Source organism: Methanothermobacter sp. EMTCatA1, from assembly GCF_002356395.1.
Classification (GTDB): Archaea; Methanobacteriota; Methanobacteria; order Methanobacteriales; family Methanothermobacteraceae; genus Methanothermobacter; species Methanothermobacter thermautotrophicus.
On sequence record NZ_AP018336.1, the window covers coordinates 873,914 to 887,450 of the forward strand.

General features: G+C 50.9%; 15 protein-coding genes. 6 read left to right on the forward strand and 9 right to left on the reverse strand.

The genetic code is table 11. The features are described from left to right. Nucleotides 1-85: 85 nt before the first annotated feature. The 4 genes from tca_RS04650 to tca_RS04665 all read right to left on the reverse strand — a co-directional run bounded on the left by tca_RS04650 (nt 86) and on the right by tca_RS04665 (nt 2,818). Nucleotides 86-277, reverse strand: coding sequence for a class III signal peptide-containing protein (locus tca_RS04650; RefSeq protein ID WP_269899071.1), 192 nt, complete (start codon nt 275-277; stop codon nt 86-88). A gap of 13 nt (nt 278-290) precedes the next feature. Continuing rightward, nucleotides 291-1,232: a type II secretion system F family protein gene (locus tca_RS04655; protein ID WP_286708555.1), complete on the reverse strand. Its 942-nt coding sequence runs from the start codon at nt 1,230-1,232 to the stop codon at nt 291-293. Between the two features lie 74 nt (nt 1,233-1,306). Further along, nucleotides 1,307-2,293 (reverse strand): aminopeptidase P family protein, encoded by a 987-nt coding sequence (locus tca_RS04660; protein ID WP_286708556.1) that lies wholly within the window; start codon nt 2,291-2,293, stop codon nt 1,307-1,309. 45 nt (nt 2,294-2,338) lie between these two features. Then, entirely contained in the window at nt 2,339-2,818 is a 480-nt protein-coding gene (locus tca_RS04665) for an HIT family protein (RefSeq protein WP_286708557.1), read from the reverse strand. Nucleotides 2,819-2,891: 73 nt separating this feature from the next. Between tca_RS04665 and ercA the strand changes: the two genes are divergently transcribed. The 6 genes from ercA (at nt 2,892) to larE (ending at nt 9,149) form a co-directional block, all read left to right on the forward strand. Then, entirely contained in the window at nt 2,892-4,109 is a 1,218-nt protein-coding gene (gene ercA / locus tca_RS04670; RefSeq protein ID WP_231855260.1) for an alcohol dehydrogenase-like regulatory protein ErcA, read from the forward strand. Nucleotides 4,110-4,121: 12 nt separating this feature from the next. Then, nucleotides 4,122-5,219 (forward strand): sensor histidine kinase, encoded by a 1,098-nt coding sequence (locus tca_RS04675; RefSeq protein WP_286708558.1) that lies wholly within the window; start codon nt 4,122-4,124, stop codon nt 5,217-5,219. A gap of 181 nt (nt 5,220-5,400) precedes the next feature. Then, on the forward strand, nt 5,401-5,976 hold the full coding sequence (locus tca_RS04680) for a site-2 protease family protein (protein ID WP_269899076.1): 576 nt from the start codon (nt 5,401-5,403) through the stop codon (nt 5,974-5,976). A gap of 9 nt (nt 5,977-5,985) precedes the next feature. Beyond that, nucleotides 5,986-7,170 carry a YcaO-related McrA-glycine thioamidation protein gene (locus tca_RS04685; RefSeq protein WP_269899077.1) on the forward strand — a complete coding sequence of 395 codons (1,185 nt, stop codon included), beginning with the start codon at nt 5,986-5,988 and terminating at the stop codon, nt 7,168-7,170. Between the two features lie 117 nt (nt 7,171-7,287). Beyond that, nucleotides 7,288-7,938, forward strand: coding sequence for a TfuA-related McrA-glycine thioamidation protein (locus tca_RS04690; protein ID WP_286708559.1), 651 nt, complete (start codon nt 7,288-7,290; stop codon nt 7,936-7,938). A gap of 158 nt (nt 7,939-8,096) precedes the next feature. Then, nucleotides 8,097-9,149, forward strand: a complete 1,053-nt coding sequence (gene larE, locus tca_RS04695) for an ATP-dependent sacrificial sulfur transferase LarE (RefSeq protein WP_286708560.1) — start codon at nt 8,097-8,099, stop codon at nt 9,147-9,149. 45 nt (nt 9,150-9,194) lie between these two features. Here larE and tca_RS04700 read toward each other — a convergent pair whose 3' ends face one another. From tca_RS04700 to tca_RS04720, 5 genes are all read right to left on the reverse strand, one after another. Beyond that, nucleotides 9,195-9,611 carry a hypothetical protein gene (locus tca_RS04700; protein ID WP_286708561.1) on the reverse strand — a complete coding sequence of 139 codons (417 nt, stop codon included), beginning with the start codon at nt 9,609-9,611 and terminating at the stop codon, nt 9,195-9,197. Next, nucleotides 9,604-10,449 (reverse strand): CBS domain-containing protein, encoded by an 846-nt coding sequence (locus tca_RS04705; RefSeq protein WP_286708562.1) that lies wholly within the window; start codon nt 10,447-10,449, stop codon nt 9,604-9,606. Before tca_RS04705 ends, tca_RS04700 begins: the two co-directional genes overlap by 8 nt. Before the next feature lie 35 nt (nt 10,450-10,484). Further along, nucleotides 10,485-10,916 (reverse strand): universal stress protein, encoded by a 432-nt coding sequence (locus tag tca_RS04710; protein WP_010876624.1) that lies wholly within the window; start codon nt 10,914-10,916, stop codon nt 10,485-10,487. A 4-nt stretch (nt 10,917-10,920) separates the two neighbouring features. Beyond that, complete coding sequence (locus tag tca_RS04715; RefSeq protein ID WP_286708563.1) at nt 10,921-12,069, reverse strand: amidohydrolase family protein; 1,149 nt, start codon at nt 12,067-12,069, stop codon at nt 10,921-10,923. Nucleotides 12,070-12,205: 136 nt separating this feature from the next. After that, the gene (locus tca_RS04720) at nt 12,206-13,534 is read right to left on the reverse strand and encodes a PKD domain-containing protein (RefSeq protein ID WP_286708564.1); all 1,329 of its coding nucleotides are present in this window, start codon (nt 13,532-13,534) and stop codon (nt 12,206-12,208) included. Nucleotides 13,535-13,537 lie beyond the last annotated feature (3 nt).

Genomic DNA, 13,537 nt, shown 5'->3' on the forward strand with positions numbered 1-13,537 from the left:
CCGTAAAGGATCAGCCCACAGAGACATAGCCCTGCTCTGGATTATAGATTCAAAAATCATAAATCAATCAAAGACGGTATGTGCCCTAGAACTTGTTCTTAAGGCCCTTTATCGAGTTTGTAACATTCTGAACATCTGATTTCATGGCTGCTTCAGATCCCCTGACATAGTTGCGGTACCATACAACCGCCACCGTTACGATGACTATTATACCCCCGAATACAAGTATGAGTTCAGCGGATCCCTGACCTGATTCATCGGCAATTAAACCATGCAAAGCCTTAACCTCCCTATGGTGCCATGCTACTTACAAGTGTCATTCCGAAACTTCCTATCACATAGAATATTGCATATGCCATTATGGAGAGCGGAACAGCGAATTTAACACCCTTCCTTGCACTCCCGTACATTATGATGCCTATCAGGAGCCCTGCTATTATGGAGTGAATTATTATGTAGCCTGAAGCAGCGATCTTTGCAGCCCCCAGGATGGGGTTTGGTTTTCCCACTGACTCCATGAAACCTGAGTAGACCATTATCATCCCCAGGGCGAAGGGTGCTGCGATTATGGCCGCGACAACAAGGAACATGACTGACATCATGACGTTGGCCTTCCTCTCCCTCTTAAGTGCAAGGACCGCCCTCAGGTCCTCTGCAACGGTTTCAATGACATCTGAAAGACTTCCACCGGCCCTTCTACCCTCAAGTATCATCCTGAATGTCCTGTCAAGGTTTTTTGACTTCAGGCGCTCGCTCATTGATAGTATGGCTTCATCGAATGTTCTGCCGATGTTTATCTCAATGACGGCCCTCTTCAGTTCATCATACAGGGGTCCCTCCCCCTGTCGGGATACATCCTCAAGGGCTGATTCAAGGCCCACACCCGCCCGCAGGAGAGAGGCTATCTGCCTCAGGAAGTCGGGTGTTGACTGTTCAATGGCATCAACGCGCCTCTCCATCATTATAAAGATGTATGCCCCCAGCATGATTGATGGCAGGGAGAATCCTACCAGTACTGCGAGGATAACACTTAAACCAAGAAGGGCTGCAACAACGGATGCGAGAACTGCAAATATGGCCCCTCCAAGGAATGCAAGGGTTACTATCTCTGATGCCTTTACATACAGCCCGGTCCTTATGAGGGTCTCCTGCAGCCTCAGGAGCAGCCTATCAGGTATTATGTTCTCAAGGGCATCGCTCATTGGTTTCAGTGCGCTTGGTACTACGGCCATCTCAACACCACATTCCAGTGTAACATCATGCTCTGTTACTAACTATCTGGCGCCTATTATTTATAATTACCACATCAACTCGGTGCATCAGGCAGCCGGTTCATAACACCATCACCCACCACGACCATGTCCTCAACCCGCACACCGAACTCGCCCGGGATGTAGATCCCTGGTTCAACTGTCAGGACCATCCCTTTCCTCAGGACGGTTTCATCACCTGCTGCCAGGGATGGCTTTTCATGGACATCAAGCCCCACCCCATGACCTGTTGAGTGTATGAAGTTATCAGCATAGCCATATTCCCCTATAACTCCTCTGACAGCACTGTCAACATCACATGCCCTTGCACCAGGTTTGAGGGCCTTCACCCCCGCCCTTTTAGCTTCAAGGACAATTTCAAGTACCTCATGCTCCCCTTCACCCTCAACGATTGTCCTTGTGGTGTCAGAGTGGTAGCCCTCCCTGACAGCCCCCCAGTCAATCAGTACAGGTGACCCGGTGGTGTTTGCTGTTGGCACTGCATGGGGGATGCTTGACCTCTCCGAGGATGCCACTATGGTGTCAAAGGAGACCCCCTCAGAACCGGCCAGGCGCATGGTGTAGTCAAGTCTGGCGGCTATCTCAATTTCAGTCCCCTTAAATTCAAGTTTTTTGAATGAGTTCTCTGCTATCCTCAGGGCCTCCTCCATCCTTTTAAGTTCCTCCCTGTCCTTGACCATCCTGATATCTGATACAGGATCCATGACCCTGAAGTCCCCACCGATGCCGAGCCTCTCAAGGAGGCCCACTGGGGTGGCCGGTTCAACAAGCACGCCTGAGAGGTCGAATGATTCTCTCACATCCCTTATTCTCTTGAAGGTCCTCACATCAACCCGGGATTTCGCCATGGCGGATTCTCTATCCATCTCACTCACAAGGAGTACCGGTTCATCCTCAAGGATCAGGAATGATGTGGCTGTTGGCATGAAGCCTGAGAGGTAGTATATGTTCTTCCTTGCAGTTATAAGGGCCCTTCCGCCCTCCTCATGAATATTCTCAAGGACACATTCGATTCTATTCAACCTATCACCTTTCCATACATCCATTCATCACCAGAGGACAGAGAGTTAAATATCCTCTCCCTCATTCAGAAACTTAACTATCCTGTCCCTCATTATGCCTTCAAGTTCATCCATAACAGGCTCCGGGACCTTACCTTCAAGTGGGACAGGTATGTGGCCGAACTCTCTGTCCCTGAAGGTTTCACCTCCGAACCTGACCGGCCTGCTGTACCTTGGATGGAAGTGCCAGTGCACCTCAGGGTCCGGATCCTCTGATCTGAAGGCCGAGTTCTTGAAGCAGCTCCAGTTGAAGAGGTCCGGGTTGAAAAGTTCCCTCACGGCAGACTCAAGGCACCTCAGAATCCATGCAAAATCAGCCCACTCCCCATCCATGAGCTCTGAGAGGTCCCTGCACTTCCTCTTGAGGGCCACGACGCATGTCCCGAGGTATCGCTGGCTCGGTGCAAGGTAGATTATCCAGTGCCGTGTTCTGGCAAGTTCGCGTCCATAGTACCCATCCAGGCCACAGTATTCACAGGAAGCCACAGGAATCACCACACCATTTAATAAGGTTTAATTAAGAGTATACCTCCTTATATATAGAACATGGGGTGCCATGATGAAATCTGTACTGAACCAGGCACTGAAGAACATAACATCCCATGAAATCTGTACTGATCCAGATCAGGGACTGGTGGTGAAGTTGGGGGAACTTAGAAAATTCGTTACAAGTGAATTCGTATTTGGTGACGGGGCAAGATTCCTTGCTGGCAGATACGCCCTGAACCTCGGAGCCGACAGGGTCCTCCTTGTGACCGACAGGGGATTAATGAAGACTGGATTCGTTGATGATGTCAGCTCCTCCCTTGAGGAGGAGGGCCTCGACTATGTCATCTTTGATGACATGACGCCCAACCCCCGTGACCATGAGGTCATGGAGGGGGCTGAGGTCTTCGATGCCGAGGAATGCAACATGATAGTTGCCCTGGGTGGTGGAAGCCCCATTGACTGTGCAAAGGCCATGGGTGCTGTTGTATCCAACAGGATGCACGTACTTGACTTTGAGGGTGTTGATATGATCCCGACCCCATCGGTTCCCATAATATGCATCCCCACAACTGCAGGGACAGGGGCGGATGTCTCCCAGTTTGCAATCATCCTCGACACCCGGAGGATGGTGAAGATAGCCATCATAAGCAAGGCCATGGTACCCGACGCATCACTCATAGACCCTGAGACCACCGTCACCATGGACCGGGAACTGACAGCTGCAACAGGTATGGATGCCCTTGCCCATTCCATCGAAGCCTATGTATCCAATGCAAGCTTCCATCTGACTGACCTCAACGCCCTGGACGCCATCAGAATCATAAGCAGGTGCCTCCCATCTGCCGTTGATGAACCCGGGAACATGGAGTACCGTGAGGGTATGATGCTTGCAAGCCTCGAGGCTGGCCTTGCATTCTCAAATGCCAGTCTGGGACTTGTCCATGCAATGGCCCACAGCCTTGGAGGCAAACTTGACATGGCCCACGGTGAGGCCAATGCACTGCTACTTGAACACGTGATAGAATTCAACTACCCTGGAGCCAGTGAACGGTACCATGAAATCGCACGGGCAATGGGCCTCAGGGGTTCGGGGCCCGCCGAGCTCATTGATTACATCCGGGAATTCCGGTCCGGTATAGGGATCGACATGACCCTGGAGGATCTCGGTGTCGGGGAGGACGACATACCTGAACTTGCAGAGGCCTCAATGAAGGACCCCTGCATTGTAACAAACCCTGTACGGCCCTCAATTGAAGATGTTGAGGCCATATTCAGGAGGGCCCTCTGAGGTGCTGGTGAAATGTCTGATAGGGACTGGGAAACCCTCCGGGAAAAGATAATCGGATTCGGTGAGAAATCCGTGAGGAAGAGCTACTACCCGAGACTTCAGGAGTCAATGGCCGAACTTGAGAGGTTCAGAAAACTCCTTGACTGCACAGATGACGCCATATTCCTGGTTAAAATTCCGGGTGGTGAACTCGTGGATGCCAACCGTTCAGCCTGCGTAAGGCTGGGATACTCCACCAGGGACATCCCGGGACACGTGGTATACGATCTCCTGCCGGGGGAACTCCACAATGTATTCCGTGGAATACTGGAGGGTGATGAGGACAGGGTGACCATGGATGGTCGTTTACTTAAGAGGGACGGCGATGAGGTGCCCGTTGAGATAAAGGTAAACATCCTTGATTTTAAGGGTGATAGATACGCTGTGCTCGTTGCCAGGGATATAAGCGAAAGGCTGAGGATGGAGTCAGAGCTGATGAAATCCCTCAGGGAGAAGGAGGTCCTTCTGAGTGAGATACACCACAGGGTCAAGAACAACCTCCAGATAATATCAAGCCTTCTGAGCCTCCAGAGCCATGGTATCGATGACCCATCATGCAGGTCTCTTCTTTCAGAAAGCCAGGACCGGATAAGGTCAATGGCACTCATACATGAACAGCTCTACCGCTCAGGGGACTTCAGCTCCATAGAATTCTCATCATATGCCTCAAGGCTCCTCAAGAACCTCAAAAGATCATACGCCCCCGGGAAGAATATCGAGTTATCACTGGACACCGAAAACCTGAAACTCAGCCTTGAGACATCAATACCCCTTGGCCTCATGCTCAGCGAGCTTGTGACCAATGCCCTCAAACATGCCTTTAAGGGAAGAGATAGCGGTAATATAATTGTTAAATTTAAAAAGGATGGGGATTACTGTGTCCTTGAGGTCAGGGATGATGGTATGGGTTTCAACGAGGAGAAGATCAGGAACAGCACCTCACTGGGCTTTAGACTTGTTGAAATACTCACAGAACAGCTGGACGGATCACTGACATACTCCGGAGAGAACGGAGGACTTTTCAGAATAAGGTTCAGAGAACCCCTCTACAAGGACAGACTGACCAATTAAATACAATTAACATTTTTAATGTTCTGAGAGGATGATAAGCCTTATACCGTCTCAAGCTTTATTAAAGGCTTGAAGGGTTAAATAAAGGTTTTTGTATCTCTGCAGGTGGTGAAGGGTCATTTCATGGCCCCATCAAAGCCCATGGAAAGCATTATAAATGGTGCCCTATGTTAATATGAATATGGTTAGATTCAACAGGAGAGAGGTCAGGGACATTCTCGTGTCCATGGTTGTAATTGCAGGCGTATTCGCCTATGTTTTCTCAGGAAAGAACATTCAGACTGCAGTGGTTCTTCTTCCAGCAACCCTGATCACGGTTGGCCTTGGATTTGTCCTCCATGAGATAGCCCATAAACTGATGGCCATAAGGTACGGTTTCTGGGCAGAATACAGGCTATGGTTTGAGGGCCTTCTGCTTGCACTGGTAACGGCCTACTTCGGATTTGTCTTTGCAGCCCCCGGTGCGGTCTACATCCATGGCAACTACATTGAGAGGGATGTGAACGGTAAGATATCCCTTGCAGGACCCCTAACAAATATAATCCTTGCAATCATGTTCCTCATGGTATCCACGGTACTCCCATCACCCATCAACCAGGTGGCATTCCTTGGATACGCTGTCAACAGCTTCCTCGCCCTCTTCAACCTCATACCCCTAGCGGTGCTTGATGGGGCCAAGGTTTTCAGGTGGAACCCCCTGATCTGGCTCCTTGCAGCCGCAGCTGCATTTGGGCTGACATTCAACAGCATGTTCTGAGTGGTTAAGATGTTCCGGGATATTCCTGTCAGGTACATTGGATGCACCCACAGGGCCGTGAGGCCATCTGAGACCCTGAAGGCCTTCGGGGACAAACTCTCCATGATAGGTGTTACAAGGATCACCGAGATAACACACCTCGACCGCATCGGCATACCCGTATTCTCCGCCATAAGACCAACAGCAGAGGATGGGGCTGTGAGCATATACGCCGGTAAGGGCGCCACCAGAACCCAGGCAAGGGCCTCGGCCATGATGGAGGCCTTTGAGAGGTATTCAGCAGAAAGAAAACCCGAAGATGAAACATTCACAGCACAGCCAGAGGACTGTGACGGCCTTGACCCCGAGTCACTGATACTTCCAGGATCTGCTGATCTGAAATCTGAACTGGAGTGGATTAATGCAGAGAACCTCACCGGTGATGAGGAGGTCCCGGTACCTGCAAATGCTGTTTTTCATCCATACAACCCTCCGGAAGGCTGCATGAGTCTGTTCCGATCAAACACCAATGGACTTGCATCAGGGAATGCGAGGGAGGAGGCCATATTCCACGGGCTGATGGAGGTGATTGAAAGGGATGCCTGGAGCCTCTTCGAGGCTAGGAGGGGTCCCAAAGTGGAGGTTGACTGCTCAGGGACGGATAATGATATAATATCAGGGCTCCTTGAGAAGTTCCATGCCGCTGGTGTGGAGGTGACCCTGGTTGACCTTACAGCGGACACAGGGGTTGCGACGGTGGCTGCGGTTGCAGATGACACCGTCCTAAAGGATCCGGCCCTCCTCACCATGGGCGTCGGGACCCACCTTGACCCTGAAATTGCGGTTATAAGGGCCCTTACAGAGGTCGCCCAGAGCAGGGCCACCCAGATACATGGAACCCGGGAGGACACCGTCAGGGCCGAGTTCATGAGACGTGCCGGGTATGAACGTATGAAGAGACTCAACAGGCACTGGTTCAGTGAACCGGAGGACACGATTACCCTGGATGACATGGAGGACCTCTCAACAAGGTCATTCATGGGAGACCTTGAGATAACCCTCAGGAAACTGCGTGAAGCCGGGCTGAAGGATGTTTTCTATGTTGACCTCACCCGTGATGTGGGGGTCCCCGTCGTCAGGGTCATAGTTCCGGGCCTTGAGGTCTTCTCTGTTGACCCGGAACGTGTGGGGCGTCGCATCAGGTCCTCCATCTGAGGATTCTGTAAAGACCTGATTCTATCAAGTGTTTCCAGATCAGAAGCTCCTCCTTCCGATATCCGGACCAATTTATCATCTAAAAGATTAATTATCAGCGCCAAGATACCAACCAGCATGCATGGTAAGAAAATAATCATCTTCACGGGACCATCCCTATCACACACTGAAGCCTCCAGTATCCTTGAAGCTGAGTACAGGCCACCGGTGAGGAGGGGTGACATTCAGGAGGCCATGAAGGAGAACCCTGACATAATATGCATAATAGACGGTGTTTTCCACCAGAGCCCTGCTGTTGGTCACAGGGAGATCATTGATGCCATCAGGAGGGGTGTGAAGGTGGTTGGGGGGGCCAGCATGGGGGCCCTGAGGGCCTCAGAGCTCAGTGAACTTGGAATGGTGGGTGTTGGCCGCATCTTCAGATCATACCTTGATGGTGAAATCGAATCGGATGATGACGTTGCAGTGGCCTTCAACCCTGACACCCTGGAGCCCCTCTCTGACTCCCTTGTCAGCATAGAATTCAACCTTAAAAGAGCCCTCAGGAGGGGTGTGATAAGAGAGGATGATTTCAGGGAGCTTATGAATACCGCGAAGAACCTCTTCTACCCCCTCCGAAATTACAGGAGGATCCTCCATGAAACCGGGATCCCTGATGATACCAAAGAATCCCTGCGTTCCTTCCTTGAATCAGAGGGGAGGGACCTTAAAAGGGAGGATGCGCTGGAGGTCATCCGTCATATAAAGAAACTTGCATCTAAAGGATAGGGTCCAGAAAGTAAGGGATAGAACCACACATAACAGAACCCCCAAATACGCAGAGATGAGACTGAACCAAACTAATAACAGAACCATGCTGCTGCAAAATAACAGAAACCACAGCGAAATGATGAACCTCACAGAACCTAGCATATGGATGTGTTATCATGGATCTTGAATCAAAGGTTGAAAGGGTTAAGACGGCCCTCAGGGGTGAGAGGATCGCCGTTGGATTCTCGGGTGGTGCTGACAGCACAGCTCTCCTTGATATGGCCGCAGATGTTGCTGATACTGTGGTCGCCTTCACCGTGGATACCGGCGTGATGCCCCGTGGCTTCATTGAAGGGGCTTCAGGCATAGCCCGGGAGATTGGCGTGGAACATGTTGTCCTGGAGATGAACCTCCTCGAGAATGTGGAATTTGCGAAAAATGCTGCTGACCGGTGCTTTGTGTGTAAGAACATCATATACAGTTCCATAATCAGAGAAGCTCATAACCGGGGCCTTGATGTGGTTGCAGACGGCACCACAGCCAGTGACATGTTCGAGGACCGCCCGGGAGTCCTTGTGAACCACCTTCTTGGAATAAGAACACCCCTCCTGGACGCAGGGATGAAGAGAAGTGATGTGATTGAATACCTCAGGTCCAGGGGTCTTAACTATCTGGAGGAAACCACCTGCCTTGCAACCAGGATCAGGACAGGTGAAGAAATCACACCCGAGAGGATAAACAGGGTCTCCTATGCTGAAAGCCTCATCAGGGGCGTGTACGGTGATGGGAAGATCCGTGTCCGCCACGAAGGGGAATCCGCCATAATAGAGGTTGATGAACCAGAACGGCTCCTTGAGGCACCCATCATAAGGCACCTGGATGATGAACTGAGGGCCGTTGGATTCAGAAGGGTGCTTCTTGACCTTACAGGGAGAAAGACCCCTGACGAGGCCATGATCTACAGACCCTGCCGCGATGCTGAATCAAGGATAATGTTCGAGGTTAAACTGCCCTACAGCATAGACATTGCCGGGACCTGCAGGGAACTCATGGATAGGGGGCCCAAGTGTTCAGAGAAGATGGGGGTCATCATGCTGGAGGCTGGTGATGGGAACGTCACCATCTTCAGGAACGGGAAGATCGTTGCAAGGAGGGTCAGAGACCAGGAGGAAGCAGAGGATGTCCTCCTTGAGGTGATCCCCCACATAATAAGGGAGCCTGTTAGTTAATGGGCCATTGAAAGGATTGCGGAAGACCTGGAGGCTCCGGTTAAACTAGAGGACCCTCCTAACATTCTCATCCACCCTTCTCCTGAAGGATGTCATCCTCCTCAGGAGGCCCCTTGAGTCAGGTCCCCTCAGGATTAGGTCCTCCTCAATACTGAACTGGATGCCATCGGCACTTATCTCATTGAAGACTATCTCAACCTCATTTGAGTCGTCCGGGATGTCATTGGTCCTCACATTGTAGTCAACAAGTAGTTCATCATGTTCAAGGACATCTGAAACAGCGGACTTGAGAGTCATCTCCAGCACATCCAGAAAGGTTTCTATGACCTGGAGGTCGTTCCACCAGCAGTACCCGAGGAGCATCTTGAGCTGTATATCCTTTATTGAGACCTCTCCATGGTTCTTAACTGCAACTGTGAGAACCCCCCTGGAGGTTCTCAGCGTTATCCTCTGGTCAGTCATTTCCATCAATAAGAGCGTTTATAAGGTCATTGGCCCTTGCAAGCCCAACGAGGTCTCCTTCATAGTCTATGATGGGTATCTGCTCAATTTTCCTCCTCTTCATCTTCTGTGCGCAGGAGGTTACGGTTGTTGAGGTGGTTGCCGTCACGATATCTGTGGTGGCAACGTCCCTGACCTCCTTGTCAGGGAATTTCAGCTGATTCTTTATGACGTAGAGGACGTTCTTGCTGTCCCATGACCACCTGTCACCCTCTGTACCGACTGAGGTGTTGTGGACTGTGCTCTCCGAGACCACCTCACTCTCATTTATGAAGTCTGTCTCTGTGAGGACACCTGATAGTTTTCCGCTGTTGTTGAGGACCAGGAGCACCTTTAACCTGAAGTACCGCATTATCTCAAAGGCCACGTTGAGTGGTGTCCTGTCCCAGGTGGTGGGGATGTTGCGTGTCATGTAATTCTCAACCGGTTCCTGGATGTCCATCTCAGCTATGGCCCCTGCAACAAGGTCATAGCTTGTCACTATGCCCACAAGCCTGTCCCCATCCACAACAGGAACCCTGCGGATGTTGTTCTCGAGCATCCGCTCTGAAGCCACCCTGACGTCATCATCAGGGGATACTGTGATCGGGTTTCTTGTCATAATGAGGGCTATCTGCTCCTCATCAGGGTTTTCAACAAGATCAGATCTTGTTATTATACCTACGAGTTCCTCCGTTCCCTTCTTAACCACAGGAAGCCCTGAAACATTCTTCTTTCTCATAAGTTCAAGGGCTGTTGCCCTGTTCCCTGGTACAGTAACGTAGTGTATGTTCTCTGACATTATATCCTTTACAAGCATGACCAACACCAGAAGTAATTCGTAAAAAAGGTTTTTCAGTGAACCACGAGGACCGGGCAGCCTGCGGATCTTACAACCTTCTCGGCCACGCTTCCCAGAAGGAATCTGTCAAGACCGTGTTTGCCTGAGGTACCCATTACCACGAGGTCAACACCCTCCTTCTCCACTGTCCTCAGTATGGCCTCTGCAGGTGAACCCTCATCGGTCCTCACTGTTAACTTTATATCCGCCCCTGACTCCTCAACGAGCTTTTTAACAGCCTCCAGGGACCTTGAGGCCTCCTCCTCAAGCATCTCCCGCAATCTTATTATAAGGTCGTCGGCTGGTAGACCCACCAGTGAAGACGTCTCCATAACGGTTAAAGCAATTATTTCAGCTCCGCTTTCCCTGGCAATCCATATTGCATGTTCAGCAGCCTTATTGGCCTGTTTTGAGCCGTCGGTCGGGAGCAGGATTTTACTGTACATAGCCTCACCTCTTAACTAGTTTACCTTTTATTATTAAATATATTATATTTTTCGATTCGGTCCGGTTTATTATTGAGAGGTATGGATCCTCTGAAAGCTTCTCCACGAGGATAAGGTCCGCGGGGAAGCCCTCCTCAATCACACCTGTGCCTGTGAAGGCTGATGTGTTGGATGTGGCCATCCTCAGCACCTCCACCGGTGGAAAGTATCTGCGTGTGCATCCCCGGGTTACCTTGAGTGTGTACTCCATCTCACGCAGCATATCAGGGGAATTGAACATGAGGTTGTCTGTGCCAAGGAGAAGGTTGATGCCCATCTCATGCATCCTCATGATGGGGGGTATTCCAGATGAGAGCGCCCCGTTGGACCTGGGACAGAGGACCACCGACGCACCACTCTCCCTCACAAGTTCAAGGTCCCCCCTGACAGGGTGTGTGAGGTGCACAAGGAGTTCGAATCCTGCGTTGAGGGCCCTTTCAACCTCACTCATTCCTGTATCCTCAAGGGACCTTCTCTGTGACTCCCTGTGCTCTGCAACGTGTATGGATGCTATCTTTCCTGCCCTTTCACATTCCTCAACGATTATGGATGCTGTTTCATCCGTTATCTCACCCATACCGCTGGGGGCGAATCCATCTGAAACCTTCAGGACCCCCCTGACCCGCCGGCGGATCTCAGCCCGGGATGCCTCCTGATCAAAGACCACTGGATCCCTTCCAAGTACAATCCCTGAAATGGGGAGGTCACCGATGGCCTCCCTCAGGAGTTCAACCCCCCCAGGGCCGCCCTCCCGGTAGTCAATAAATGATCCGATCCCATGGGTGATCATGTCCCTGGCCGAGTTTCTCATGGCCTCCAGGAGCAACCCGGGGGGTGATGATTCCAGTATCCTGTGCTTGAGGCCATTGGGGGGTCTCACTATATCCTCAAGTGGTCTTCCATCACCCACATCAAGTGCAACTGAGTCCCCGATGTGAACATGTGAATTTACGAGTGCAGGGCATACCATTAGCCTTGAAGCGTCGATTCTCTCTCCTGATGGGACCCGTTCATCTGTGATCTCCTTTATGATTCCATCCTCAATCACCAGGTTCTCCCTCTGGGGTGTGAGCTCGGGGCCCCTCAGGATGGTTCCATTTTCAACCACAAGCATATTCATTATATAGGTGCGGGATCTTCTTTAATGCTTTCTGGATACTGTGGTGATTTTCCAGAAAAAGAAGAGAAAAAATCGCACATAGCTCCTCAAATTTTTCCAGTTCAAAAGGAAAGGGAAAGTGGAAAAACCACTAAAACTTCCTAAGATTGTTCAGCTCAGACTTCTCAGCGACCCTGTTGTAGTAGTCCACCTTAACCGTGCCCCTGTAGTACCTGTAGTATACCTTGAGTGTGGTGCTTGCACCCGGGTTGAGGGTCCCGGTGTAAACCTGCTTGTAGTTCCTTGTTGATGAGCTGCCATACCAGACCCTTGTGTAGAAGTTCCTGGCGGCGGCTGTACCCTGATTCCTGATGTATATGTACAGTGTGCTGCCTGATTTTCTGGTCCCCGTAACCACCAGGTCTGGTTTCGGGTTTCCAGCGGTTACTGTCTTCTTCTTAACTGATATGAGGCCACTGGGGTCTGTCGCTGTCAGTGAAACCGTGTAGTATCCCTCACGGGCATAGGTGTGTGTAACATTAGAACCGGTGGCGGTTGAACCATCGCCAAAGTTCCATGTAAGGGTGAGGTTGTCGCCATCAGGGTCATATGAGGTTGAAGTGAATGCAAATGTTCTGATTGATGTTGAGCCACAGTAGGCGTAGGTGAAGTCAGCCACAGGTTTGCTTCCTGTGAAGGTGGGCCTGTTCTTTGTCCTGTACCATTCCTCTGCAGCCGCATCATCGTAGGGTGTTGTCTGATTAACCCTGGGAAATGTTCCGTTCCAGTCCCCGACGAAGGCCGCGTATCCATGATCGTTGCGCCATACCTGTGTTCCATTGTACAGGGTGCTCTGATTTATAACCTCATAGTTCTGCTGGTTGGCCTCATAGAAGTTCCTGGCGCCGCTGAGGAAGTCATAAATTATCTCAGCACCATCCCATGCAGTTGCATAGTAGTTGGCCCCTGCCCCCGTGAACATCCTTGCAAAGCTGTAAACAGTTTCAACGGGGTTTTTAACCTCATAATCCTCAACCCAGCCGGTTGAGAAGCATGCGTGAAGTAGAATTGCGGGTATGCCATCCTTGAATGGAGCATAGAAGGTGGTGCCGTTCACCATCATCATGTCACCGGCACCCCATATGTACCCATCCCTTGCAACAAGGCCGAAGGGTGGTGTGGCGTTACCTCCACGACCATCATAGTGGCCCGCCATGTAGCCACCGTGCCCGGCGTAGATCACTGCATCTGCCCCGTACATACCCTTCAGTATGTTCTTGACGGTTGCATTGTTCCTGTAGAGCTCAAGAACCTGGTAGCCCCTGTTTTTGAGGGTCGTTGCAACCTTCTTTGCCTCATCATACATGTCAGGGCTATCTGAGAGGCTATCTGCTATTATGAGTATGTGGGCCTCTGCCACTGGAAGTGTGATGACTGATGCGATGATGAGTGCTGTGAGTATAAATCCTGATACCCTCATCAT

Bases quoted from the DNA above. Each gene is read 5' to 3' on its own strand.
- tca_RS04655 (WP_286708555.1), bottom strand. From the start codon at position 1,232: ATGGCCGTAGTACCAAGCGCACTGAAACCAATGAGCGATGCCCTTGAG.
- ercA (WP_231855260.1), top strand. From the start codon at position 2,892: ATGAAATCTGTACTGAACCAGGCACTGAAGAACATAACATCCCATGAA.
- tca_RS04675 (WP_286708558.1), top strand. From the start codon at position 4,122: ATGTCTGATAGGGACTGGGAAACCCTCCGGGAAAAGATAATCGGATTC.
- tca_RS04680 (WP_269899076.1), top strand. From the start codon at position 5,401: ATGGTTAGATTCAACAGGAGAGAGGTCAGGGACATTCTCGTGTCCATG.
- tca_RS04685 (WP_269899077.1), top strand. From the start codon at position 5,986: ATGTTCCGGGATATTCCTGTCAGGTACATTGGATGCACCCACAGGGCC.
- tca_RS04690 (WP_286708559.1), top strand. From the start codon at position 7,288: ATGCATGGTAAGAAAATAATCATCTTCACGGGACCATCCCTATCACAC.
- larE (WP_286708560.1), top strand. From the start codon at position 8,097: ATGGATCTTGAATCAAAGGTTGAAAGGGTTAAGACGGCCCTCAGGGGT.
- tca_RS04700 (WP_286708561.1), bottom strand. From the start codon at position 9,611: ATGACTGACCAGAGGATAACGCTGAGAACCTCCAGGGGGGTTCTCACA.
- tca_RS04705 (WP_286708562.1), bottom strand. From the start codon at position 10,449: ATGCTTGTAAAGGATATAATGTCAGAGAACATACACTACGTTACTGTA.
- tca_RS04710 (WP_010876624.1), bottom strand. From the start codon at position 10,916: ATGTACAGTAAAATCCTGCTCCCGACCGACGGCTCAAAACAGGCCAAT.
- tca_RS04715 (WP_286708563.1), bottom strand. From the start codon at position 12,069: ATGCTTGTGGTTGAAAATGGAACCATCCTGAGGGGCCCCGAGCTCACA.
- tca_RS04720 (WP_286708564.1), bottom strand. From the start codon at position 13,534: ATGAGGGTATCAGGATTTATACTCACAGCACTCATCATCGCATCAGTC.